This is a genomic window from Protofrankia sp. BMG5.30, from assembly GCF_001983005.1.
GTDB lineage: Bacteria > Actinomycetota > Actinomycetes > Frankiales > Frankiaceae > Protofrankia > Protofrankia coriariae.
Genome location: NZ_MOME01000026.1, coordinates 41,401 through 64,392 on the forward strand (window position 1 = coordinate 41,401; position 22,992 = coordinate 64,392).

Below are 22,992 nucleotides of genomic sequence, written 5' to 3' on the forward strand. Positions count from 1 at the left end.
TATCCATCAAAATACACGTCCATCAGGAACGGATTTATTACATTACGTAACTTACGCGAGACATAATCATCACAGCACCATCACAGCAAAGTGATCGGATCGGGGATGACCCGCACCGGTGGGGAACGGCGGGCGTCGAGCACGCCGCGGGCTGCCTTGAGCGCGGCCGCGAGCTGCTGCCCCTGCGCTCTGGGAACCCGCACCAGGACACGTTCCCATCGCTGCCCGGCAAGCTCCGGCGCGTCCGCGTCCCCGGCGGGAGCAGGCCGGGCCGCCCGCCCGGCGGGGACGGATCGACCTGTCTCACCAGCGGGAGCGGGCCGGCCCGCCGTCCCGGCGCCGGCCGGGCGGTCCGCCTCCTCCAACGGGACCGGGCCAAGCACGTCGGCGCCGGCGGGCAGCCGCGCCGCCGCGACCAGGTCGGCAACCGCGCCGGCGCTGCCCTCGACAGCGACGACGCGGGTGGCCGGCGGGAAGCCGAGGGCGGCCCGCTCGTCCGCCTCCCGCCGGACGAACCAGGCCGGATCCCAGCGGGTCAGCGCCTGGACCACCGCGAGCCCGGCGTCGGCGGCGACGACGACCCGGCCGCCGTCCGCCGCGCGCCTGGCAAGCGCCGCCGCCGCGCACCACCGGCGCAGCGTCTCCTCAGCCGCGCGCAGATCCGGGCGGCCCAGCAACGCCCACGTGTCGAGCAGCAGGACCGCGCCGTACCCGCCGTCGGCCACCGGCTCGGCCCCCGGGGTGGCCACCACCAGCGCGGGCGCCGCCGCGACGGTCGCCAGCACGCCATCCCGGCCGGAGGTGCGCACGACGGCCCCGGGGAAGGCGCGTCCCAGCTCCTCGGCGGTGCGACGGTCCCCGACGACGCTCGCCCGGAGGCGGACATCCCGGCAGTACGGGCACCGCCACCCGGCCTCGGCCGGGACAGCCACCGAAGATCCGCCCAGGACAGCCGCCGACGATCCGGCCGGGACGGGCGCCGGGGGCCTGGGCGGGACGGCCGCCGAGGATCTGGGCGGGACGGACGCGGAAGGTCTGGCGGGCCGTCCGCCGGCACCGGAGGCGGCCCCGGACGGCGGGTGGTGGACGTCGGGCCGCGCGCCGACCGCCACCCGCGCGCACCAGCCGCAGGACGGCGGCCCGGAGCCGCCGTGGCGTCCCAGCGGCCCCCGGCAGTGCCGACAGCGAGCCGGCCGTCGGCAGCCCGCGCAGGCCAGCGACGGCTGGTACCCACGCCGCGGCACCTGCACGAGGACCGGCGCGCCCGCGGCCAGCGCGTCCCGGGCCGCGCGCCAGGCCAACGACGGCAGCCGCGCCGCCCGCGCCGCCGGATCCCGGTCCTGTTCGACCTGCGAGCCCGTCGCCTCGACCCGGGGCGCGGCGGCCCGGACCACCGGGCGCGGCGCGGCCATGGCCGAGGCCCAGCCGACACGGACCATCGCCTCGGCGTCGGTCGACGGCGACCAGCCACCGACGATCAGCGCCGCCCGCTGCTGGCGGGCGCGCAGCACGGCGACGTCCCGCACGTGTGGGTAGGGGGCGCGCGGCTCGGCGTGCAGGTCGTCCCCGTCATCCCAGACGGCGATCAGCCCGAGGTTCACGACCGGGGCGAACACGGCCGCCCTGGTCCCCACGACGACCCGGGCCTGCCCGCGGCGGGCTGCGAGGAAGCGCCGGTAGCGTTCAGCCGGGCCGAGATCGGCACGCAGCGTGACGAAATCGTCCGGGTCGAGCACGTCCATCAGCGCGGCGGCGACCCGGTCGACGTCACGGTGGTCGGGCACGACGACCACCGCCCCGCGGGCGGACGCCACCGTGGCGGCCACGGCCGCGGCGACCATCGCCGGCCAGGATGACGGCCCGGGAAGCGCCCACCACACGACCCGGGGGCTGCCGCCGGCCCGCAGGGCCGCCAGCATCCGCTCCCCGTCAGGGTAGTCCGCCCAGGCACCGGGCAGCCCCGCCCGCGCCGCCACCGCCGTGCTCCCAGCCACCGCCGTGCTCCCAGCCACCGCCGTCCCAGCTGCTGTAGCCCCATCCACCGCCGGCCCGGCCGCCGTCGGCCGTGCCGGCGGGTCAGCCGGCGTCGGCGGGCCGGCGGGGGACGTCGAGCTGACGGGAGGCTCCTTCTGTGCCCTGGTCTCCTTCTCCACTCGGGCGTGCCGGGGTGGGATGGCGAGCCGGAGCACGTCGGCGACCGTGCCCGCGTAACGGTCGGCCACCGCCCGGGCCAGCTCGGCGATCTCGGGGGCGAGGACCGGCTCCGCGGAGGTGACCCTGGCCAGGAAGGCGAGCCGGCCGGTGTGCTCGGAACGCTCACAGCGCTCGAGGATGAAACCGTCCAGCAGCCGGCCGGCGAACCGGACCCGGACCCGAGCGCCGGGGACTGCCTCCTGCGCCCACTGCCGCGGTACCAGGTAGTCGAACGGCCGGTCCAGATGGGCGTGCCCGACGTCCACCGCAACCCGGGCGACCGGCAGCTCGCTCGCGGCGACCGGCGCCCCCACAGCGGCGACGGTCTTCCTGCCAGTACCCACTCTCGAGGACGCCGGGCGAGGCGAGCGGGCGCCCCGAGCGGGCGCAGGCACTCCGACATCCACCCCCGCGGCGGCCGCCCCGCCCGCCGGTGGGGCCGTGCCGGCCGTCGGGCCGGCTGCGGCGTCCAGCCCGACGAAGACCCCAAGTTGTTCGGGCATACCTGTTTGGTACCAGTCCCCTACGACAGATCGTCCATCCCCCACGGGGACACCCGCTTACAGACGCGGCGACCCGCCCCCCACGAAGCCCAGAGACAGGGGCCCCCGAATTTTCGCCAAGCGGACACACCCACACCATCCGCCCCGCTGGCGGTCGCATGGGCGACCGCCAGCCCCACGAAAGCCCCAACCATAGAGGCAGGGGCCCCCAAATTTTCGCCAAGCGGAAATTTGGGGTCAGCGGATGGCGGCGGCCAGGGACTGGGCGCGGGAGGTGGACTCCCAGGTGAAGTCGAGTTCCGGGCGTCCGAAGTGGCCGTAGGCGGCGGTCTGGGTGTAGATCGGCCGCAGCAGGTCCAGGTCCCGGATGATCGCGGCCGGCCGGAGGTCGAAGACGGTGGTCACGGCGTCCTGGATCCGCTCGTCGGGCACCACACCGGTACCGAAGGTCTCGACGAACAGGCCGACGGGGTGCGCCTTGCCGATGGCGTAGGCGACCTGTACCTCGCACCTGCGGGCGAGCCCGGCGGCGACGACGTTCTTGGCGACCCAGCGCATCGCGTACGCGGCCGACCGGTCGACCTTGGACGGGTCCTTGCCGGAGAAGGCACCGCCGCCGTGGCGGGCCATCCCCCCGTAGGTGTCAACGATGATCTTCCGTCCGGTGAGGCCGGCGTCTCCCATGGGGCCGCCCACCTCGAACCGGCCGGTCGGGTTGACCAGCAGCCGGTGCCCGTCGGTGGCGATGTCGAGGGTGGCCAGCTCCGGGGTGACGACGAACTCGGCGATGTCGGGCGCGAGCAGGGTGTCGAGGTCGATGTCGGCCGCGTGCTGGGTGGAGACGACGACGGTGTCCAGCCGCACCGGCCGGCCGTCGGCGTACTCGATGGTGACCTGGGTCTTGCCGTCGGGGCGCAGGTAGCCGATGCGGCCCTCCTTGCGGACGGCGGACAGGCGGCGGGCGAGCCGGTGGGCGAGCGCGATCGGCAGCGGCATCAGTTCGGGGGTCTCGTCGCAGGCGTAGCCGAACATCAGGCCCTGGTCGCCGGCGCCCTGGCGGTCGAGCTCGTCCTCGCCGGCGCCGCCCACCCGGGCCTCGTGGGCGGTGTCGACCCCCTGGGCGATGTCGGGCGACTGCGACCCGATCGACACGCTCACCCCGCAGGACGCGCCGTCGAAGCCCTTCTTGGACGAGTCGTAGCCGATCTCCAGCACGCGTTCGCGGACGACGGCGGCGATGTCCACATAGGTGTCCGTGGTGACCTCACCGGCGACGTGGACCTGGCCGGTGGTGATCAGCGTTTCGACCGCGACCCGGCTGCGCGGGTCATCCTTGATCATCGCGTCGAGGATGGAGTCACTGATCTGATCAGCGATCTTGTCCGGATGCCCCTCGGTAACGGACTCGGAAGTGAACAGGCGCGTCGCCACGTCATGACCCCCTGGGAGATCCAGTCTGATTCGGGCGAAGTCTACCGGCGGGTACCGGCGGGCAGGCCGACAACGGAGCCATCCGCTACAGCGAGTCGTGTCACGACCAGGTCGAGCACCTGGTGCGCGAGCAGGTCCTTGCTGGTCCGTTCGATGGCGGTCTGCGTGCCGTCCGCGCCGAGAACCACGGCGGCGTTGTGGTCGACCTCGAACCCGAGCCCGTCGCCGACCTGGTTGACGACCAGCAGGTCGGCTTTCTTGCGGGCGAGCTTCTCCCGGCCGAGGGTCACGATGTCCACGCCCGGCCCGCCGGTCTCGGCGGCGAAGCCGACGAGCAGCTGGCCCGGGCGGCGGGCGGCGACGAGCTCGGCCAGCACGTCGGGGTTGTGTGCCAGCGCCACCGGCTCGGGGACACCGTCACCCTTTTTGATCTTGTAGGACGCCCGCGCCACGGGCCGGAAGTCCGCGACCGCGGCAGCCATGATCACAACATCCGCCTGGATCGCCTGGGCGTGCACGGCCTCGCGCAGCTGCGCGGTCGACACCACCGGGATGGTGCGCGCTCCGGCGACGTCCGGCAGCGCCACGTTGGCCGCCACCACGACGGTCTGCGCGCCCCGGGCGAGCGCGGCCCTGGCCAGGGCGTAGCCCTGCCGTCCGCTGGAGGAGTTGCCCAGGAAGCGGACGGGGTCGAGATGCTCCCGGGTGCCGCCGGCGCTGACGACGACCCGCCGGCCGGCGAGGTCCGGCACCGTGCCTGCCCGCTCCGGGCCGGCCGACGTGCTGCCGGCCGGCGTGCTGCCAGCCGGCACGGAGCGGGCTGACGCGGAACGGGCCAGCGCCGAGCGTGCCAGCACGGAACGGGCCAGCGCGGCGAGCTCCACCGGTTCCGGCAGCCGGCCGGCACCGGAGTCCGCGCCGGTCAGCCGGCCCACGGCCGGGTCGACGACCAGGCAGCCACGGGAGCGTAGCGTGGCCACGTTGGCCACGGTGGCCGGGTGCTCCCACATCTCGGTGTGCATGGCCGGGGCGAACATCACCGGGCACCGGGCGGTGAGCAGGGTGGCGGTGAGCAGGTCGTCGGAGCGTCCGGTGGCGGCGCGGGCGAGCAGGTCCGCCGTGGCGGGGATGACGAGCACCAGGTCGGCCTGCCGGCCGAGCCGGACGTGTGCCACCTCGGCCGCGTCGGTCCAGACGTCGGTGGCCACCGGATGCCCGGACAGCGCCGCCCAGGTCGGCTCGCCGACGAACCGCAACGCCGCCGCGGTGGGCACGACCCGGACGTCGTGGCCGGTCTCGGTGAGCTGGCGCAGCACCTCGACCGCCTTGTAGGCGGCGATCCCACCGGAGACGCCCAGCACGACACGGGGACGCCGCACGGCTGCGGGGACGGCGGCACCGGTGCCGCTCACCGTGCCGCTTCCGGTGCCGTTGTCGCTGCCGGCGGTGTCAGCGGACATCAACGGTCATGTCCCGGTGGAACAGGTGTCCCCGATGGCACCGGGTGCCCCGGGGCGCCGGGCGTCCCACATCCGGTGTACCGGGTGTGCTGACGCTGGCACCGGGCGTCCCGGCGACACCTGGACCTGCACCGGTGGCGTGTGGCACCGGTGCGGGTGTGACACGGGGCCGACATGTGGCTGCCGAGGAGGCGTTCAGGAGGCCGGCGGCAGGGGCTCGCCGACGGTCTCGTGCGTCAGCAGACCCGCGTTGATCTCGCGCAGCGCGATGGACAGCGGCTTCTCCTGGGCACTGGCGGTGTCGACCAGCGGGCCGACGTACTCCAGCAGGCCCTCGCCGAGCTGCGAGTAGTAGGCGTTGATCTGCCGGGCCCGCTTGGCCGCGTAGATCACCAGACTGTACTTGGAGTCGGTGGCTTCCAGGAGCTCGTCGATCGGCGGGTTGGTGATGCCTTCGGGCTGGGCGACAGTGCCGGACACGGTGTCCTTCCGCAAACACGGGGCTGTCAGCCCGCTGGCGAACCGACAGCATGGTCAGGATGTGGTCCTGGAGAACAGGGTCAGGGGCGGATGCCCGGGACCGCGGCGGCCCCGCCGGGCCCCGCGACCCGGGGCCGCGGGCCGGTGGGCGTCCACGCCCTCAGCCGCACCCTCGGACCGCAACGGTACGGCCTACATAACAGTAGAGCAGGCAGCGCGGGGAGGGCAGGCGGCCGGACGGCCCGCCGCCGGCCCGGCCGAGGCGCTAGCCCTAGTCGGTGTCCATCAGAGCCACCAGCCGAGCCGCCGCCCGGGTCACGTCGTCGTTGACCACCACCGCGTCGAACTCGGATTCGGCGGCAAGCTCGGTGCGGGCCCGGTCGAGGCGGCGTTCGATCACCTCCGGCGACTCCGTGCCGCGTCCTGTGAGCCGACGGACCAGCTCCTGCCAGGACGGCGGGGCGAGGAAGACGAACCGGGCGTCGGGAATACCCGCACGTACCTGCCGGGCGCCCTGAAGTTCGATTTCCAGCAGGCACGGCACCCCTTCGGCGAGACGGGCCTCCAGCGGCGCGCGGGGGGTTCCATAGGCATGACCGGCGAACATCGCATGCTCAAGAAGCTCACCCTTCTTGACCATCAGGGTGAACTCCTCGACATCAACGAAGTGATACTCCACCCCGTTGGTCTCCCCCGGGCGCGGCGCGCGTGTCGTGCAACTGACCGAAACCCAGACCTCGGGGTGGCGTCGACGCACCTCGGCGACGACGGTCCCTTTCCCGACGCCTGACGGACCGGACAGAACGGTGAGCCGCATCCATACACCGTAGTGTGTTGCGGCCGCACACTCAAAAAAACATGATCGGGTCGGAGTGTGGTCCCGACTGTGGTCGGACGGTGTACCGCCCGGTGTTACGACCCACCGTGGCGGTCACCGGGTAACGGGGGTGACCTGGGCGAGCAGGCCCGCGTGCGGCCCGCGGCCGTCCGCCCCCCTCTCCCCCCGCCGGCCTGGCCGTGCGGGGCCCGCATGCGCGCACGCCCGGTGGCGCACCGGCAGAGACGCGCCGGCAAAGAAACGTCGGTACGGCGGCCCGGCGCGGTGTGGTTGTCACCATTGCCGGGACGCCGTACCAACCCCACTGCGCCCAGAGATATGTGTCATTTGCCTGCCGGCCACCGGTGTTGCTCAGGAACTCGCGAACTCCTGTACCAGTGCGGCACGCTGTTTGGCGCCCAGGCCGCGCAGGCGACGGCTGTCGCTGATCGCGAGCCTCTCCATGATCCTTGTGGCGCGGACGCGGCCGACGCCGGGCAGGGATTCCAGAACAGCGGCCACCTTCATCTTTCCGATGACCTCGTCGGTGTCGGCTCTCTCCAGGACGGACGCGAGGGACACTTCCGCCTTCTTGAGCCGTTCCTTGAGTTCCGCACGCTGCTTACGCGCCAACGCAGCTTTCTCGAGGGCAGCAGCCCTCTGCTCGGGCGTGAGGGGCGGCAGGGGCACGGGTACGCCTCCTTCTTTGGGGTGATCGCGGCGCCGCGCAAGTTAGCGAATAACGGGCGTCTCGGTCCAGCCGGCGGTACGGGCACATCTGCGGACTATTGTCCACAGGACGGGGTCCATACGTTGGTCTGAATCGGGTTGCCGCCACACGCGCCCTTTGCTTTCGGTCGCTCGCGGACCACCGTACCGGGCAGATCCCCTCGAGATGGCCGGAGTGGGGCCTGTGTGATGTCACACCAGGTCAGCGGCACCGTGGCCGGGTCGCCATCCGGCCACGAACCGGGCCGCGGCCGTCCCCGGATCGTCGGCGGCGATGATCGGACGGCCGACCACAAGAAGATCGGAACCTGCGTCGACAGCTTCGGCGGGTGTTGCGGCACGCGCCTGATCATCGGGCCGCGACCCTGCCGCACGGATACCGGGTGTGATAAGAGTCACATCACTTCCGATTTCCGAACGGACCGCGGCAACCTCCCAGGGGCTGCACACCACCGCGCGGGCACCCGCGGCCACCGCCAGTGCCGCGAGCCTGCGCACGACGTCCAACGGTGTCCCGGCGAACCCCACAGCGGCCAGCTCCGCGCCGCCCAGGGAGGTCAGGACGGTCACCGCGGCGACCTCGACGTCGGGCGCGGCGTCGACCGCGGCACGCACCATCGCCGCGCCCCCGGCGGCGTGCACCGTCACGTACCGGGGCGCCAGCCGGGCCACGGAGCGCATCCCCGCGGCCACCGTGTTGGGGATGTCGTGCAGCTTGAGGTCGAGGAACAGCCCGACCCGCCCGTCGGTGGCGGAGGCCTCGACAACGGGGGTGGCGGCGACGGTCGAGGCGGTCGAGGCAGCACCTGCGGGCCCGCCGGCTCGCGGCCCGTCCGTGGCCGCGCCGGACAGGCCGTCCGTCCCGCGCGGCCCGTCCGTGATCACGTCCCGCAGGGCTGTCACGACGCCGGGCCCCTCCCGGTGGAACAGCCCCAGGCCCACCTTCAGGACGGCCACGTGCGGGGCCACCGCCGCGGCCAGGCGCAGCGCGGCCGGCCCGTCGGGCACGTCCAGCGCGACCGCCAGGGGTGGGCGTGACGTCCAGCTGCCCAGCCGGGTCCGGGGGAACGCGGTCATCCGGCCACCATCATCCGATCACCGTCTGCCGGTGGGTGTCGCCGACCGAGGCCCGCGCGGTACCGGCGGGCCCGCCGGTACCGGGCCCGCCGGTACGTTGATCGTCAACGGGCTGGTTGGCGTCGGGGCCGTACGGCTGCTCCCAGGCGGCCTGCAGCCCGGCGTGGAAGCTCTGCAGCGGCCGCACGCCCATGTCGCCGCGCACCAGCGCCTCGATGGCCTGTACGCAGGCGGCGGCGCCCTGGATCGTGGTGACACAGGGCACGCCGGTGGCCACGCACGCCGCCCGGATCTCGTATCCGTCCAGCCGCGGCCCGACCCCCCACGGAGTGTTGATCACCAGGTTGATCTGGCCAGATATGATCATCTCGACGCAGTCGACCAGGTTCGGGTCGGGCACGGAGTGCTTGCCCAGGACGACCGCCTTCACCCCGTTGCGGCCCAGCACCTGCGCGGTCCCCTCGGTGGCGTAGACGACGAAACCGAGGTCGGCGAGCCGTTTGACCGGGAATATCATCGCCCGCTTGTCCCGGTTGGCCACGGAGACGAACACCCGGCCGTAGACCGGCAGCGACAGGGAGGCTGCGGCCTGGGACTTGGCGTAGGCGGCGCCGAAACCGGCGTCGATGCCCATCACCTCGCCGGTGGACTTCATCTCCGGGCCGAGCACGGTGTCCACCCCACGGCCGCCGACGTCCCGGAACCGGCCGAAGGGCAGTACCGCCTCCTTCACCGCGATGTGGGAGTCCAGCGGCAGGATCGCGGCGTCGCCGTGGGCGGGCAGCAGCCCCTCCGCGCGCAGCTGCGCCACGGTCGTGCCGACCATCACCCGGGCGGCGGCCTTCGCCAGCGGCACCGCGGTCGCCTTGGACACGAACGGCACGGTCCGTGACGCCCGCGGGTTGGCCTCCAGCACGTACAGCACATCGGCCTGCAGCGCGTACTGGACGTTGAGCAGGCCGCGCACGCCCACGCCCTCGGCGATCAGCCGGGTGGACTCGCGGATGCGCTCCAGCTCGCCGCGTCCCAGGGTGATCGGCGGCAGCGCGCAGGCGGAGTCACCGGAGTGGACCCCGGCCTCCTCGATGTGCTCCATCACACCGCCGAGGTACAGCTCGGTGCCGTCGTAGAGCGCGTCCACGTCGATCTCGACGGCGTCGTCGAGGAACCGGTCGACCAGGACGGGGTGCTGCGGGCTGATCTCGGTCRCCCGTTCGATGTAGCCGCGCAGCATCGCCTCGTCGTAGACGATCTCCATCCCGCGCCCGCCGAGGACGTAGGACGGCCGTACCAGCACCGGGTAGCCGATCCGCTCCGCCACCGATCGGGCCTCGTCGAAGAAGGTCGCCACCCCGTGCGGCGGCGAGGGCAGCCCGGCCCGGGCGAGCACCTGCCCGAACAGGCCGCGGTCCTCGGCCAGGTGGATCGCGCGCGGCTCCGTCCCGACGATCGGGACGCCGGCGGCGGCCAGCGGCGCGGCAATGCCCAGCGGGGTCTGGCCACCGAGCTGGACGATCACGCCGACCAGTTCCCCGGCCTGCTGCTCGGCGTGGACGACCTCCAGGACGTCCTCGACGGTGAGCGGTTCGACGTAGAGCCGGTCGGCGGTGTCGTAGTCGGTGGAGACCGTCTCCGGATTACAGTTGATCATGATCGTCTCGTAGCCGGCGTCCGAGAGCGCCATCACCGCGTGGCAGCAGGCGTAGTCGAACTCGATGCCCTGCCCGATCCGGTTGGGCCCGCTGCCCAGCACGATCACCCGGGGCCGGTCGCTGGGGGCGACCTCGGTCTCGCTGTCGTAGGACGAGTAGTGGTACGGCGTGGCCGAGGCGAACTCGGCCGCGCAGGTGTCGATGGTCTTGTAGACGGGCCGGATGCCGGCGCGGTGGCGGGCCGCGCGCACGGCGTCCTCGGTGGTGGCGAGCAGGTCGGCGAGCTGGGCGTCGGAGAAGCCCAGGCGCTTGGCCCGCAGCAGGTCGGCCGGGGCGAGGTCCACCAGGTCACCGGTGACGGTGGCGGCGACCCGGTTGAGGTGGTCGATCTGCTCCACGAACCAGGGGTCGATGCCGGTCACCTCGGTCACCCGCAGCCGGCCCGCCCCGGCCCGCAGCGCCCGCTGCACCGTGCGCAGCCGGCCGTCGTGCGGGACGCGGGCCYGCTCCAGCAGCTCCTCGGCGTCCCCCGGGTCGCCGGTGAAGCCGAACACCGCCGACGGCTGCTCCAGCGAACGCAGCGCCTTCTGCAGCGCCTCGGCGAAGCTGCGCCCGACCCCCATCGCCTCACCGACGGACTTCATCGTGGTGGTCAGCGCCGGGTCCGCCCCGGGGAACTTCTCGAAGGCGAACCGGGGCACCTTGACCACGACGTAGTCCAGCGTCGGCTCGAAGGCCGCCGGGGTGGTGCGGGTGATGTCGTTGGGGATCTCGTCCAGGGTGTAACCGAGCGCGAGCTTCGCGGAGATCTTCGCGATCGGGAACCCGGTGGCCTTCGAGGCCAGCGCCGACGACCGGGACACCCGGGGGTTCATCTCGATCACGACGAGCCGCCCGGTCGCCGGGTCCACGGCGAACTGGATGTTGCACCCACCCGCGTCGACGCCCACCGCGCGCATGACCGCGATGGCCGTGTTGCGCATCTGCTGGTACTCGCGGTCGGTCAGCGTCATCGCCGGGGCGACCGTCACAGAGTCGCCGGTGTGCACCCCCATCGGGTCGACGTTCTCGATCGAGCAGACCACGACCACGTTGTCGGCCCGGTCGCGCATCAGCTCGAGCTCGAACTCCTTCCAGCCGAGCACGGACTCCTCGACCAGGACCTCCGACGAGGGGCTGGCTGCGATGCCGTCCGCGGCCATCCGGCGCAGTTCGTCGGCGTCGTGGGCGAAACCGCTGCCGGCGCCGCCGAGGGTGAAGCTCGGGCGCACCACCACCGGGTAGGAGAACTCCTCGGCGGCGGCCAGGCACTCCTGCGGGGTCGTGCAGATGGAACTGCGGGCGGTCTCGCCGCCGATGGCGGCCACGATGTCCTTGAACGCCTGCCGGTCCTCGCCCGCGCGGATCGCGTCGATGTTCGCGCCGATCAGGCGGACGCCGTAGCGGTCGAGGACGCCCGCGGCGTGCAGGTCCATGGCGGTGTTCAGCGCGGTCTGCCCGCCCATGGTCGCCAGCAGCGCGTCCGGGCGCTCCCGTTCAATGATCTTGGCGACCGTCTCCGGGGTGATCGGCTCGACGTAGGTGGCGTCCGCGAGGTCCGGATCGGTCATGATCGTGGCCGGGTTGCTGTTGACCAGCACCACCCGCAGCCCCTCGGAACGCAGCACCCGGCACGCCTGTGTCCCGGAATAGTCGAACTCACACGCCTGGCCGATGACGATCGGCCCCGACCCGATGACCAGGACGCTGGTCAGATCCTCCCGCCGCGGCATCAGCGCACGCCCTCCCGTCCGCGTCCCCGCCTACTCGCCCCCCGGCCCGCCCCGCGGGCACCCGGCTGGTGGCCCGCCGGCCCCGGGGTGGCTCGCCCCCGGGTGGCCGGCCTGTGGGCCGGCTCGCAGCGTCCCATACCCGGCCCGTCGCAGTGCCCCACAGCGCCGTGTCCGCTGGGCGTCACCGGCGGGCGGCCGTGCCCGCTGGGCACCACCAGTAGGTGGCCGTGTCCGCCAGGGCCTGCCGGCGGACAGCCAGGACCGTCGGGCGTCACCGGCGGGCGGCCATGAGGTCGCGGAAGCGCTCGAACAGGCCGTGCGCGTCGTGCGGGCCCGGCGCCGCCTCGGGGTGGAACTGGACGCTGAACGCGGGCACGTCCAGGCAGGCCAGCCCCTCGACCACGTTGTCGTTCAACGCCACGTGACTGACCTCGACCCGCCCGTACGGGGTCTGCGTGACACCGTCGAGCGGCGCCTGGACCGCGAAGCCGTGGTTGTGGCTGGTCACCATGATCCGGCCGGTCGCGGTCTCGGCCACCGGCTGGTTGACCCCGCGGTGGCCGTAGGTCAGCTTGTACGTCTCGAAGCCGAGCGCCCTGGCCAGCACCTGGTTGCCGAAGCAGATCCCGAAGACCGGGACCCCCGCGTCGAGCACCCGGCGCACCGCCTGGACCGCGTAGTCCGCCGCCGCCGGATCGCCCGGGCCGTTGGACAGGAACACCCCGTCCGGCGTCAGCTCCAGCAGCTCGTCGGCCCCGCTGCGCGCCGGCAGGACGTGCACCTCGCAGCCGAGGGCGCTCAGCGCGTTCGGGGTCGCCCGCTTCATGCCCAGGTCGAGCGCGGCCACCCGGAAGTAGGGGACGTCGGTGGCGGCCCGCACGACGTAGGGCGCGCGGGTGCTCACCTGCGGCGCCAGGTCGGCGCCGACCATGCTCGGGCTCATCCGCACCCGTTGGAGCAGCTCACCGGGGTCCTCGGTGGCGGGGCCGATGCCGCACCGCATCGCCCCGCGCTCCCGCAGGTGGCGGGTGAGGGCCCGGGTGTCGATGCCGCTGACGCCCACCACCCCGGCGTCCGCCAGTTCGTCGTCGAGGGTGCGCCGCGCCCGCCAGCTCGAGGCGATCCGGCTCGGGTCGCGCACCACGAAGCCGGCGACGTGAATCCGCTCCGACTCGTTGTCGTCGTCGTTGACCCCGGTGTTGCCGATGTGCGGCGCGGTCATGACCACGATCTGCCGGTGGTAGGACGGGTCGGTGAGGGTCTCCTGGTAGCCGGTCATACCGGTGGCGAAGACGACCTCGCCGAAGGTCTCCCCCCGCACACCGAACGCCTCGCCGACGAAGTGGCGCCCGTCCTCCAGCATCAGCCGGACGTCCGGGCGGCTGGCGTGCGACGCGGTGGAGCGCGCCGGCCCGCGCAGGTGGCCGGGCAGGCCACCTGCCGTCGACGTTCGACCGCCGGACCCGTCCCCGCCTACGCTCACCGCGTCCCCAATCCGTTGCGATACGTCCCCGGCCTGTTCCGGCGGGCCGCCGCCCCGCGGGCCCGCCGGGGCACTCACCCAGGTGTCCTTCATCTTGCGGACGACCTCCCCCAGCGGAGACGTCAGTGGATCGACATAACCGCGCAGGCCGCCACCCTGGCCGCCGGCCCGCGCGGTGTGCCCGGCCTCACCAGCCGGGCGCCGCTGCCCGCCGGGGCCGCCTGGGCCACCGGTGTCACCCGCCGGAGCGGGCCCGCCGGCCGGTGGATAGCCCGGCGCGGCCTGCCCGGGCGCGGGCGGGGTCGGCTGCGGCAGCGGGGCGTGCGCCGCGGTGGATGACGGCGGGCGGGTGACCACCGTTATGGGCGGCCCGTCCTGTGGCCGGGTGGGCGAAGCGCCCTGTGGCCGGGGCAGGCCCGGCAGCGTCGCCGCGCCCGTCACCACCGGGTCGCCCGCCGTGCCCGGTGCGCCCGGTCCGTGGCCTGGTGGCGTGCCACCGCCGGGTGGCCCGCTCCCGCCGGCCGGCCCGGTCGCGCCCGTGGGCTGGGCGCCCGTGGGCCGTTGCCCCGCCGCCTGCCCCGAGGCCGCGGCGCCCAGCGCCCGCGGGCGCAGCCGGGAGACCGCCCGGCCGACCGGATGAGGCCTGGTGATCTCGCCGTCGGTGGGCGCCGGCCCCGGGCCGATCAGGCTGTGCACGGCGCGGACCACCTTGGGCTGGCGGGCCCGGTCGTCCCCGCGCAGGCCCGTCTCCAGCTCGTGCGCGCCCAGCGACCAGGCGATTACGATGATGCGTCCGACGCCGGCGACCTTGCCGGCGTGTGCCCGTTCGAGACGGGCGCCGCGCACGGCCTCCCGCGGGATCCAGAACGGCTCGTTACCGGCCCGGTCCACCCGGATGCCACGGTCGTAGACGGAGACGTACGCGTCGGCCCGGCCCCCCAGCCCGCGGGCGGTGACCCGGTCGAGCCAGTGGCCGGCGTCCACCGTGCCCAGGTACAGGCCCTTGATCGGCGCGGCCACCACCTCACCGATGGTCTCGGGGACCGCCGGCAGGTCGGGCAGGTCCTCCTCCTGGCGGCGGGCGCGGTGGCGCCAGCTGCGGCGCATGGCGTCCACCGCGGCGATGAACAGCAGGATGCACCCGAAGGCGAACAGCAGGTGCAGGCCCAGCCGGTCCGGGCCGCGGTCGGGTTCCGCCAGGGGAAGGCCGCCGGGCAGCGCCACGAACGCGGCGGCGAAGGTGAGATGGTCGGTCATGCGATCTTCCCGTCGAGCACGGTTGGACGCCCCCGCAAGAACGTGGCCTGGACCCGTCCAGGCAGCTTGCGGCCGGCGTAGGGAGTGTTGCGGCTGCGGCTGGCCAGCGCGCCGGCGTCGACCGTCCAACGGGCCACCGGATCGACGAGGATCAGGTTCGCCACGGCTCCCGCCGACAGCGACAGCGCACCGGCACCGGCCGGGTGCACGTCGTGGGCGGGCGCCCGGGACGGCCGCCCACCGGCCGGGGCACCGGAGCCGCCGGGCAGGCCACCGATCCGCCCCGGGGCGATCGCCATCCGGTCGGCGAGGCCGGCCCAGTCCAGCAGCCCCGTCTCCAGCATGGTCATGATGGCGATCGACAGCGCGGTCTCCAGGCCGACCATGCCCGGGCGGGCGGCCATCCACTCGGTCTCCTTGTCCTGCGGGGCGTGCGGGGCGTGGTCGGTGGCGACGCAGTCGATCGTGCCGTCGGCGAGCCCGGCGCGCAGCGCCTCCACGTCCGCGGCGGTCCGCAGCGGCGGATTGACCTTGTAGACCGGGTCGAAGGAGGTGGCCAGGTCGTCGGTGAGCAGCAGGTGGTGCGGGGTGACCTCGGCGGTGACCCGCCAGCCCTTGGACTTCGCCCACCGCAGCAGCTCCACCGAGCCGGCGGTGGAGACGTGGCAGACGTGCAGCCGGGAGCCCACGTGGCCGGCGAGCAGCACGTCCCGCGCGATGATCGCCTCCTCGGCGGCGGCCGGCCAGCCGGGCAGGCCGAGCCGCGCCGAGACCACCCCCTCGTTCATCTGCGCGTCCTCGGTCAGCCGGGGCTCCTGGGCATGCTGGGCGATCACCCCGTCGAACGCCTTGACGTACTCCAGCGCCCGGCGCATGAGCACCGCGTCGGACACGCAGTTGCCGTCGTCGGAGAACACCCGCACGGCCGCCGCCGAGGACGCCATCGCGCCGAGCTCGGCGAGCCGGACGCCGCGCAGCCCCTCGGTCACCGCGCCCACCGGGCGCACGTCGCAGTACCCGGCGTCCCGCCCGAGCCGCCAGACCTGCTCGACGACCCCGGCGGTGTCCGCGACGGGCTCGGTGTTGGCCATCGCGAACACGGTGGTGAAACCGCCCAGCGCCGCCGCCCGGGTGCCCGAGGCGACGGTCTCGGCGTCCTCCCGGCCCGGTTCGCGCAGGTGGGTGTGCAGGTCCACCAGCCCGGGCAGGGCGACCAGGCCGTCGGCGTCCAGGACGGTCGCGCCCACGACGGACAGGTCGCGGCCGGCCTCGGCGATGATCCCGCCGTCGAGCAGCAGGTCCACCGGATCGCCGCCGAGCGGCCGCACCCCGCGCAGGTGCCAGCGCCCGGCCTCGTGCGCGGGTCCACCGGTGGTGCCGCCGGCGGTGTCGCCGTGTCGCGTCATGGCACCTCCCTGGTACCGCCGAGAAGCAGATACAGAACCGCCATCCGCACGCTTACGCCGTTGGCGACCTGCTCGACCACGGTCGAGCGGGTCGAGTCGGCCACATCCGAGGCGATCTCCATGCCGCGCACCATCGGCCCCGGGTGCATGACCAGCGCGGACAGCGGCATCGCCGCGAGTCGGTCGGCATCCAGACCGTACCGGCGGGCGTACTCCCGCTCGGTGGGGAAGAACGCCGCGGTCATCCGCTCCCGCTGCACCCGCAACATCATCACCACGTCGCTGCCGGGCAGGACCGCGTCCAGATCATAGGAGACCGTCACCGGCCACTGCTCCACCCCGACCGGGACGAGGGTGGGCGGGGCGACCACCGTCACGGCCGCGCCCAGCGTGGACAGCAGCCACACGTTGGAGCGGGCCACCCGGGAGTGCAGGACGTCACCGACGATGGTGACGGACAGGCCCTCGATCCGGCCGAGCCGGCGGCGGATGGTGAACGCGTCCAGCAGCGCCTGGGTCGGATGCTCGTGGATGCCGTCCCCGGCGTTGAGCACGCTGCCGCGCACCCAGGCGGCCAGCCGGTGCGGCGCGCCGCTGGCCGGATGCCGGCAGACCACGGCGTCGGCCCCCATCGCCTCCAGGGTCTGGGCGGTGTCCTTGAGGCTTTCGCCCTTGGAGACGCTCGACCCCCGGACCGAGAAATTGATCACATCCGCGGACAGCCGCTTGGCGGCGAGCTCGAAGGACGTCCTGGTCCGGGTCGAGTCCTCGAAGAAGAGGTTGACCACGGTACGGCCGCGCAGGGTCGGCAACTTCTTCACCGACCGGTCGGCGACGGTGGCCATGTACTCGGCGGTGTCCAGCACCAGCAGGGCGTCGTCCAGGCTGAGATCCCGGGTGGACAGCAGGTGGCGCATCATGCCGGCCCTGCCGCTTCGGGCCGGCTCACGGCCGGCCCCCGTTCGCGGCCGGCCCGCTCACGGTCGCGGCGGGCGGCGGCGGAACGGCCTGRCCGTGCCGGCACGCCGGGCGCTCCGGCGCGCCCCCCGGACTCATCGGCCCGCTCCTTCCGACAGGATCATCACGGCGTCCCGGTCGTCGGTCTCGGTGAGGCGGACCGCGACGGCCTCCTGCCTGGACGTCGGCATGTTCTTGCCGACGTAGTCGGCCCGGATCGGCAGCTCCCGGTGCCCGCGGTCCACCAGCACCGCGAGCTGCACCACCCGGGGCCGGCCGAACTGCGCCAACGCGTCGAGCGCCGCCCGCACCGTCCGGCCGGAGAACAGGACGTCGTCCACCAGGATCACCGTGCGGCCGTCGATCCCGCCGTCCGGCAGGTCGGTCACCGCCAGCGGCCGGACGGCACGCAACTGGAGGTCGTCACGGTGCATGGTCGGGTCGAGCKAGCCCACGCCGAGCTCGACGCCTTCGACCGCCCGGACCCGGTCGGCGAGYCGGCGGGCCAGTGGGACGCCGCGGGTGGGTATACCGAGGAGCACGACACCGTTCCCACCGGCGGTCTTCTCCAGGATCTGGTGGGCCATCCGGGTGAGCACCCGGCCGATGTCCGCGCCGGAGAGCACCGTGCGGGCCGTRCCGGGGCCGCCGGGGGTGCCTGATCCGGACGTACCTGGGGTGGGCCTGTCCGGGGTGGGCCTACCTGGGGCGGGCGTGGTCATACCCGGGCCCTCCTTCCCCGCCTCACGGGACGGTCCTTAAAGGAGCGGTCCGGATGACGGTATCAGGCAGYACGCATTGTCACTGCACGTTACCTAACAGGAACCGCCCGCACACGAACGGTCCGTGACACAGAAATTCCTTACCCGTAACGCCTAGTGCAATCGATGGGCTACAGAAAGTGGTACAAAGAAAGTGTCGACACGACCCCCCTGGTGGTGAGCGACAACCGACCCAGGACTACTATCGGTAACCACCGGCGGCAAGAGCCCCGGTTCCACCTGATCGACCACGACGGGAGTGGGCACTCCGATGTCCGACTATGCGAAGGCGCTCGGTGCTCGRCTGCGAGCAATACGCACCCAGCAGGGGCTCTCGCTTCATGGCGTCGAGGAGAAGTCGCACGGGCGCTGGAAGGCTGTCGTCGTGGGCTCCTACGAACGCGGAGATCGCGCTGTTACGGTGCAGCGCCTGTCCGAACTGGCCGAGTTCTACGGTGTCCCCGTGGGAGAGCTCCTCCCCGAGGGTTCCACCGTGGCTCCGCTCGAGCAGTCTCCGCGCATCGTCCTCGACCTGGAACGGCTTTCCCAGGTTCCGAAGGAACACGGCGGCCCACTCGCCCGCTATGCGGCGACCATCCAGAGCCAGCGCGGGGACTACAACGGCCGCGTACTGTCCATCCGGTACGAGGACCTGCGTTCCCTGGCGGTCATCTACGACACCTCGCCGAGCAAGCTCACCGAGCAGCTCGTCTCATGGGGCGTCCTGAGCCCGGAGCAGGGCCAGGAAGCCGGAATCAGCGAATCGGCCTGACCGGCCGCCGCCCGGGCCCCGCCTGACCGTAGGCGGCGCGGACAACTTTTTCGCGTCGCCGCGGAACGTGAGCGTGGATCCGRCTGGCCACCGACAGGACCACTCGCGGCGAGGCCACCAGACCTGCTCGCAGGTCCGCTCGGCCACCGGCGGAGCCACTGTCGTCTCCGCGCACACCACCGTCACGGGCGTCAACAGGCCCGGGCGGCTGACGGCGGCAGCTCGCTTCCTCCTGCCGCCGACGGAAGGTGAACAGGTTTAGCCGGTTCGTCCCCGGCCTGGTCGGGACATCCCCAGGATGTCATCCGACCGGGCCGGGGACTACCCAGCTCTCGAACGAACAGGACCTCAACGCTGTTCCCGCAAGAGGCCACTGTTGCGGCGGGCCTCCCTGTTCCCATGGGTCTCCCATGACGGGCCTTCTACGAGCCGTTGTGCTCCTCTGTGCTCCTCTGTGCTCCTCTGTGCTCCTACGAGGCTCCTGCGAGCGCGCAGTTGCTCCTACGAGCACGCGGGTGCTCCTACGAGCGCGAGGTCCGGCCCAGTTTGAGGTCGAGCAGGCGCGCCAGCAGCCCGTTGACAAAGACCGGCGACCGCTCGGTCGACACCAGCCCGGCCAGCGCCACCGCCTCGTCGATGGCCACCCCGTCGGGGATGTCCTCACGCCACAGCAGTTCCAGCGCGCCGATCCGCAGAATGTTGCGGTCCACCGGCGGCATACGCTCGAGGGTCCATTCCTCGGCATGGTCGGAAAGCATCTCGTCGATGTCGGCAAGCCGCTCGACGACACCCTCGACGAGCGAGACCGTGTATTCGGGCACCGGCGGATCGGACTGGGCGAGCCGCTGCGCGAGCGTCTCGGTGAAGCTGCTCCCGCGCAGGTCCGCCTCGTAAAGGATGTCGAGAGCGCGCTTGCGGGCCTTCGACCGGGCGCTCAGCTCGTCACCCGGCCCAGGTAACGGCCGTCTCTGGTGTCCACCTTGACCTTCTCCCCGGTGGTGATGAACAGCGGCACCTGGATCGTGGCACCGGTCTCCAGCGTCGCCGGCTTGTTGCCACCRGTGGAACGGTCGCCCTGGACACCGGGCTCGGTCGCCGCGATGACCAGTTCGACGCTGGCGGGCAGCTCCACGTAGAGCGGCTCCCCGTCGTGCAGCGCGACCGTCGCCGTCGCGTTCTCCAGGATGTAGTCCGCCGCATCGCCCACAACCGCCGGCGGGATCGGGATCTGGTCGAACGACTCGCTGTCCATGAAGACGAAATCAGCGCCGTCGCGGTAGAGGAAACTCATCTCACGCCGGTCGACGGTCGCCACCTCGACCTTCACTCCGGCGTTGAAGGTACGGTCGACAACCTTGCCGGTCAGCACGTTCTTCAACGTCGTCCGGACGAAGGCCCCGCCCTTCCCGGGTTTGACGTGCTGAAACCCGACGACGTTCCACAGGGTGCCGTCGAGGTCGAGCGTCATGCCGTTCTTCAGATCATTTGTGGTTGCCACTGCGCACAACTCTCCAGCCGGACCAGCAGGTTGGTCCGTTCGACTGACGGGGATCCCACGAAAGTCTAGTCTGCCCCGGGCAGCGCCTTCGGCGCGGCCCGAGGACCCCGCCCCCTGCACGGCCTCCCCGGGCAGCGCCTTCGGCGCAGCCCGGGGATGGCGGCCAGTCGCGCACCGCCTGCCCGGTCGGCATCGCAGTGCTACGACGGTTGTGGATGACTACGCAGCGTCCGGGAGAGGGCGGGGTGTCAGGCGGGGGCTTGGTCGGCTGGGTGGGGTGGATCCGCTGGTGCGCTGGCACCGTGGGTGCGGGCCGCGATCGTGCGCAGGGCGAGGAGGTAGGAGTCGAAACCGAGACCGGTGATGGTCMCGGTCGCCACCGCGCTGATCACGCTGTGGTGCCGGAACTCCTCCCTGGCATGGGTCTGGCTCAGGTGGACCTCGATCAGCGGGCCCGTCACCTGCGCGGCCGCGTCGCGCAGCGCGTAGGAGTAGTGCGACCACGCACCCGGGTTCAGCACGACCGGGACGCCGAGGTCGGCGGCCTCGTGCAGCCAGCGCAACATCGTGGCCTCGTCGTCGGTCTGCCGGCAGTCCGCCGCCAGGCCGAGTTCCCCGGCCAGCTTCTGGCAGGCCGTCACCAGATCGGCGTAGCTGCGGCTGCCGTACACCGCCGGCTCCCGCAGCCCCAGCCGGCCGAGGTTCGCCCCGCTGAGCACCAGAACTTTCACGTCCGGGCCTTCAACGGCTGAGCCTTCAGCGGCTGAGCCTTCATGGCCGCGTCCTCGTGGGCAGGCCCCGGCGCGCCGGGGCCCGACGGGCCTTCGCCCGCGTGCGCCTGGCCCGCGGGCGTCACGGTGCCGTCACCGCTCGTCCCCGCCGGGGAGGTCCGACAGCTCCCGGGCCACCTCCGAGAACGCGGCCACGACCAGCGCCCGATCCGGGTCCTCAAGGATGCGCGGCCGGCCGAGCCCCTCGAGGACGACGAACCGCAGCCGCCGGCCGCGGCTCTTCTTGTCCAGCCGCATCGCGTCGAGCAGCGCCGGCCAGTGGTCCGCCCGATAGACGGTGGGCAGCCCGATCCGTTCGAGCAGCGCCCGGTGCCGGTCGGCGGTGGGCTCGTCAAGCCCCAGCGCGAGCCGGCTCAGCGAGGCGGCGAAGACCATCCCGACCGACACCGCGGCGCCGTGCCGCCAGCTGAACCCCTCGACCTTCTCGATGGCGTGCCCGAGGGTGTGCCCGTAGTTGAGGATCTCCCGCCGGCCGGCCTCCCGCGGGTCGGCCGACACCACCGCGGCCTTCACCCGGATCGACCGTTCGATCAGCTCACGCTGGTGGCGCAGCCCGCTCGGGTCGTCCTCGAGCAGGTCGAGGATGGCCGGATCGGCGATGAAACCGGCCTTCACGACCTCGGCCAGGCCCGAGATCCGCTCGTTGGCGGGCAGGCTCGCCAGCGTCGCCAGGTCGGCGAACACGGCGAGCGGGTGGTGGAAGGCCCCGACGAGGTTCTTGCCGGCGTCGATGTCGATCCCGGTCTTGCCGCCGATCGCCGCGTCCACCATCCCCAGGACCGTGGTCGGGACCTGCACGAGGTCGACGCCGCGCAGCCAGGTGGCCGCCACGAAGCCGGCGAGGTCGGTCGTCGCCCCGCCGCCGAGACCGATCACGACATCGTCGCGGGTGAGGCCGACCTGGCCGAGGACGTCCCAGCAGAAACCGGCGACGCGCGCCTGCTTGGCCTCCTCGCCGTCGGGGACCTCGACCGCGTGGGCCTCGACCTTCGCGGTCTCCCGCAGATCCGTGACCACGGCCTCCGCGGTCGCCCGCAGCGCGCGGGGGTGGATGACCGCGGCCCGGGTACGGCCGGCGACCTGCTCGGCGAGCTCACCGAGCAGGCCCGCGCCGACCACGACCTGGTAGGGACGTTCGCCGGTGGGCGCGACCTCGATGCGGGTCACCGCGTCGCCGGCGGCCRGCTCCCCCGGGGACCCCAGCGGGGCGGCGGGGACCGGGGCCGTGGACGATGCCGTCACGGCCTGACCAACGGCCCGGGCAGCCGGCCCGCCGGCGACGCGACAACATGATCGTGATGCCGGTGGTCCACCAGCAGCTTCTCGACCAACCCGACCACCTCCTCAGGTGTGTGCCCCACGGTGCCCACCACCGCGGAGGCGACTTCGGCGTACAACGGCGCGCGGGCTCGCAGCATCGCGGCGATCCTGGTGCGCGGCCCCTCGACCAGCAGTGGCCGGTCCCGGGCCAGGCCGACCCTGGCCACCGCGTCGTGGACCCCGACGTCGAGGTGGACGACGGTGTGCCCGCGCAGCGACCGCCGGGTGGCCTCGTCCAGCACGGCCCCGCCGCCGAGGGCGAGCACCCCGTCGTGCTCGGCCAGGGCGTGGGCGACGGCCTCCCGTTCCAGGGCGCGGAAGTGCTCCTCCCCCAGCTCGACGAAGATGTCGGCGACGGACCGCCCGGCCCGGGCCTCGACGTCGACGTCGGTGTCCCGGAAGGCCACGTCCAGCCGCCGCGCCAGCAGCCGTCCGACCGTGGTCTTCCCCGACCCGGGCGGGCCCACGAGCACCACGACCGGCCGCCGCACGCGGGCCGCCGCGGCAGCGCTGCCGGCGGCGGCACCCTCAGCGGCAACGCTGCCAAGGGCGACACCGTCGGCGGCGCCGCTGTCAGCGGCGCCAGTGGCAGCGGCGCCGGCGGCGTCCGGAGAGCCGGTCACCGGGCCGCCA

The 22,992-nt window shown here is 73.1% G+C and carries 18 protein-coding genes; 1 reads left to right on the top strand and 17 read right to left on the bottom strand.

Annotation, left to right across the window (positions count from 1 at the left end; translation table 11 throughout):
* Positions 1-80: 80 nt before the first annotated feature.
* The 12 genes from BL254_RS15605 to pyrR all read right to left on the bottom strand — a co-directional run bounded on the left by BL254_RS15605 (position 81) and on the right by pyrR (position 17,939).
* A complete protein-coding gene (locus tag BL254_RS15605; RefSeq protein WP_076843762.1) occupies positions 81-2,696 on the bottom strand; it encodes a hypothetical protein in 2,616 nt (871 codons plus the stop codon).
* A gap of 237 nt (positions 2,697-2,933) precedes the next feature.
* Entirely contained in the window at positions 2,934-4,127 is a 1,194-nt protein-coding gene (gene metK / locus BL254_RS15610; protein WP_076843764.1) for a methionine adenosyltransferase, read from the bottom strand.
* Between the two features lie 41 nt (positions 4,128-4,168).
* Positions 4,169-5,587 carry a phosphopantothenate--cysteine ligase family flavoprotein gene (locus BL254_RS15615; protein WP_047225228.1) on the bottom strand — a complete coding sequence of 473 codons (1,419 nt, stop codon included), beginning with the start codon at positions 5,585-5,587 and terminating at the stop codon, positions 4,169-4,171.
* Positions 5,588-5,782: 195 nt separating this feature from the next.
* Positions 5,783-6,067 carry a DNA-directed RNA polymerase subunit omega gene (gene rpoZ / locus BL254_RS15620; RefSeq protein WP_013874507.1) on the bottom strand — a complete coding sequence of 95 codons (285 nt, stop codon included), beginning with the start codon at positions 6,065-6,067 and terminating at the stop codon, positions 5,783-5,785.
* Positions 6,068-6,338: 271 nt separating this feature from the next.
* Positions 6,339-6,884 carry a guanylate kinase gene (gmk, locus tag BL254_RS15625; RefSeq protein ID WP_047225229.1) on the bottom strand — a complete coding sequence of 182 codons (546 nt, stop codon included), beginning with the start codon at positions 6,882-6,884 and terminating at the stop codon, positions 6,339-6,341.
* A 372-nt stretch (positions 6,885-7,256) separates the two neighbouring features.
* Positions 7,257-7,574 (bottom strand): integration host factor, actinobacterial type, encoded by a 318-nt coding sequence (gene mihF, locus BL254_RS15630; RefSeq protein ID WP_013874509.1) that lies wholly within the window; start codon positions 7,572-7,574, stop codon positions 7,257-7,259.
* 231 nt (positions 7,575-7,805) lie between these two features.
* Positions 7,806-8,690 carry an orotidine-5'-phosphate decarboxylase gene (gene pyrF / locus BL254_RS15635; RefSeq protein WP_076843766.1) on the bottom strand — a complete coding sequence of 295 codons (885 nt, stop codon included), beginning with the start codon at positions 8,688-8,690 and terminating at the stop codon, positions 7,806-7,808.
* 10 nt (positions 8,691-8,700) lie between these two features.
* Positions 8,701-12,114, bottom strand: coding sequence for a carbamoyl-phosphate synthase large subunit (gene carB / locus BL254_RS15640; protein ID WP_076843768.1), 3,414 nt, complete (start codon positions 12,112-12,114; stop codon positions 8,701-8,703).
* Between the two features lie 271 nt (positions 12,115-12,385).
* Entirely contained in the window at positions 12,386-13,477 is a 1,092-nt protein-coding gene (gene carA / locus BL254_RS15645) for a glutamine-hydrolyzing carbamoyl-phosphate synthase small subunit (protein ID WP_047225231.1), read from the bottom strand.
* Between the two features lie 1,373 nt (positions 13,478-14,850).
* Positions 14,851-16,260, bottom strand: a complete 1,410-nt coding sequence (locus tag BL254_RS15650; protein ID WP_254858186.1) for a dihydroorotase — start codon at positions 16,258-16,260, stop codon at positions 14,851-14,853.
* Positions 16,257-17,180, bottom strand: a complete 924-nt coding sequence (locus BL254_RS15655) for an aspartate carbamoyltransferase catalytic subunit (RefSeq protein ID WP_047224519.1) — start codon at positions 17,178-17,180, stop codon at positions 16,257-16,259. Before BL254_RS15655 ends, BL254_RS15650 begins: the two co-directional genes overlap by 4 nt.
* Positions 17,181-17,312: 132 nt before the next feature.
* Positions 17,313-17,939, bottom strand: coding sequence for a bifunctional pyr operon transcriptional regulator/uracil phosphoribosyltransferase PyrR (gene pyrR / locus BL254_RS15660; RefSeq protein ID WP_076843769.1), 627 nt, complete (start codon positions 17,937-17,939; stop codon positions 17,313-17,315).
* Between the two features lie 310 nt (positions 17,940-18,249).
* Here pyrR and BL254_RS15665 point away from each other — a divergent pair, with 310 nt between their 5' ends.
* Complete coding sequence (locus BL254_RS15665; protein WP_013874517.1) at positions 18,250-18,750, top strand: transcriptional regulator; 501 nt, start codon at positions 18,250-18,252, stop codon at positions 18,748-18,750.
* A 521-nt stretch (positions 18,751-19,271) separates the two neighbouring features.
* Here BL254_RS15665 and nusB read toward each other — a convergent pair.
* The 5 genes from nusB to BL254_RS15690 all read right to left on the bottom strand — a co-directional run bounded on the left by nusB (position 19,272) and on the right by BL254_RS15690 (position 22,982).
* Positions 19,272-19,688, bottom strand: coding sequence for a transcription antitermination factor NusB (gene nusB, locus BL254_RS15670; RefSeq protein ID WP_013874518.1), 417 nt, complete (start codon positions 19,686-19,688; stop codon positions 19,272-19,274).
* The gene (gene efp, locus BL254_RS15675; protein ID WP_013874519.1) at positions 19,685-20,248 is read right to left on the bottom strand and encodes an elongation factor P; all 564 of its coding nucleotides are present in this window, start codon (positions 20,246-20,248) and stop codon (positions 19,685-19,687) included. The genes nusB and efp overlap by 4 nt, the downstream gene beginning before the upstream one ends.
* A gap of 248 nt (positions 20,249-20,496) precedes the next feature.
* Positions 20,497-20,979 carry a type II 3-dehydroquinate dehydratase gene (locus BL254_RS15680; RefSeq protein WP_076843771.1) on the bottom strand — a complete coding sequence of 161 codons (483 nt, stop codon included), beginning with the start codon at positions 20,977-20,979 and terminating at the stop codon, positions 20,497-20,499.
* Between the two features lie 132 nt (positions 20,980-21,111).
* Entirely contained in the window at positions 21,112-22,242 is a 1,131-nt protein-coding gene (gene aroB, locus BL254_RS15685; RefSeq protein WP_076843822.1) for a 3-dehydroquinate synthase, read from the bottom strand.
* 35 nt (positions 22,243-22,277) lie between these two features.
* Complete coding sequence (locus BL254_RS15690; protein ID WP_076843773.1) at positions 22,278-22,982, bottom strand: shikimate kinase; 705 nt, start codon at positions 22,980-22,982, stop codon at positions 22,278-22,280.
* Between the last annotated feature and the right edge of the window lie 10 nt (positions 22,983-22,992).

Bases quoted from the DNA above. Each gene is read 5' to 3' on its own strand.
- BL254_RS15655 (WP_047224519.1), bottom strand. From the start codon at position 17,180: ATGATGCGCCACCTGCTGTCCACCCGGGATCTCAGCCTGGACGACGCC.
- BL254_RS15650 (WP_254858186.1), bottom strand. From the start codon at position 16,260: ATGACGCGACACGGCGACACCGCCGGCGGCACCACCGGTGGACCCGCG.
- pyrF (WP_076843766.1), bottom strand. From the start codon at position 8,690: ATGACCGCGTTCCCCCGGACCCGGCTGGGCAGCTGGACGTCACGCCCA.
- BL254_RS15615 (WP_047225228.1), bottom strand. From the start codon at position 5,587: ATGTCCGCTGACACCGCCGGCAGCGACAACGGCACCGGAAGCGGCACG.
- gmk (WP_047225229.1), bottom strand. From the start codon at position 6,884: ATGCGGCTCACCGTTCTGTCCGGTCCGTCAGGCGTCGGGAAAGGGACC.
- carA (WP_047225231.1), bottom strand. From the start codon at position 13,477: ATGCTGGAGGACGGGCGCCACTTCGTCGGCGAGGCGTTCGGTGTGCGG.
- BL254_RS15605 (WP_076843762.1), bottom strand. From the start codon at position 2,696: ATGCCCGAACAACTTGGGGTCTTCGTCGGGCTGGACGCCGCAGCCGGC.